This window comes from Streptomyces sp. UH6 (genome assembly GCF_013421635.1).
In the GTDB taxonomy this organism is placed as follows: Bacteria; Actinomycetota; Actinomycetes; order Streptomycetales; family Streptomycetaceae; genus Streptomyces; species Streptomyces abyssomicinicus.
Genome location: NZ_JACADT010001461.1, coordinates 1 through 1,004, shown reverse-complemented (window position 1 = coordinate 1,004; position 1,004 = coordinate 1). Strand labels below are relative to the sequence as shown.

At 76.1% G+C, this 1,004-nt stretch carries 1 protein-coding gene; it reads right to left on the bottom strand.

All coding sequences use genetic code 11. The features are described from left to right. A partial coding sequence (locus HW445_RS32600; RefSeq protein WP_180224340.1) for an MFS transporter occupies positions 1 to 1,004 on the bottom strand: 1,004 nt, incomplete at its 3' end.

Here is a 1,004-nt window from a genome sequence, read left to right as displayed (position 1 = left end):
AAGACGAAGTTGACCGCCACCAGGGCCGGAACCGTCACCGTCGCCGGGCCGTGCAGCGCGGGGACGCACAGCATCACGCCGTCGCCCAGGGCCGCCGCGCAGACGAGCACCGTGCCGTACCCGAACCTGCGCGGCAGGCGGGCGGCGAGCAGCGAGCCCAGGAGCGCGCCCGGGCCCGTCGCCGCGAGCGCCAGCCCGACGGCGGTGCCCGACAGGTGCAGTTCGCGCGGCAGGAAGAGCAGGTAGACGGTCGTCATGGCCGCCAGCGAGAACTGGAAGGCGGCCGAGGCCAGGCCCACGGCCCGCAGCGACGGATCGCCGGCGACGAACCGGAGGCCGTCCAGGATCCGCCGCCCTACGCGCGTCGGCCCTTCCGCACGCCCGGGGACCGCTTCCCGGCGGCCGGTCCGCCGGATCGACAGGAACGACAGCGCGAAGAACAGCGCACCCGACGCGACGGCGGCCGCCGACGACAGCAGGGACACCAGCGCGCCGCCCAGAGCGGGGCCGCCGATCTGCGCCGCGGACCGGCTGCCCTCGAGGGCGCTGTTGCCCCGCAGCAGCTGGTCCCTCCTCACCACCCGCACCAGCGACGCCTGGTAGGCCACGTCGAAGAAGACCGACAGGGTGCCGACGGCGAAGGCGGCCACGAGCAGGGCGGGCAGCCCCAGCAGGCCGAGGACACCGGCCACCGCCGCCACGCCCAGCACCACGGCCCGGCCGGCGTCGGCCAGCACCATCACCGTGCGGGTCCGCCAGCGGTCCACCCACGCGCCCACGAGGAGCGAGAACATCAGGATCGGCGCCTGCCCCACCGCGCGCAGGACGCCCAGTTCACCGGCGTCGGTGCCGAGCGTCAGGACGGCGACCAGCGGCAGGACGACCAGGCTCGTGTGTTCGCCGAACTGGGAAGCGGTCTGGCCCAGCCAGAGCCGGCGGAAGTCGGCGTCCCGCCACGGGCCCGGGCCGGACGCGCCGGGGGAGGCGGGGGAGGCGGACGGCAC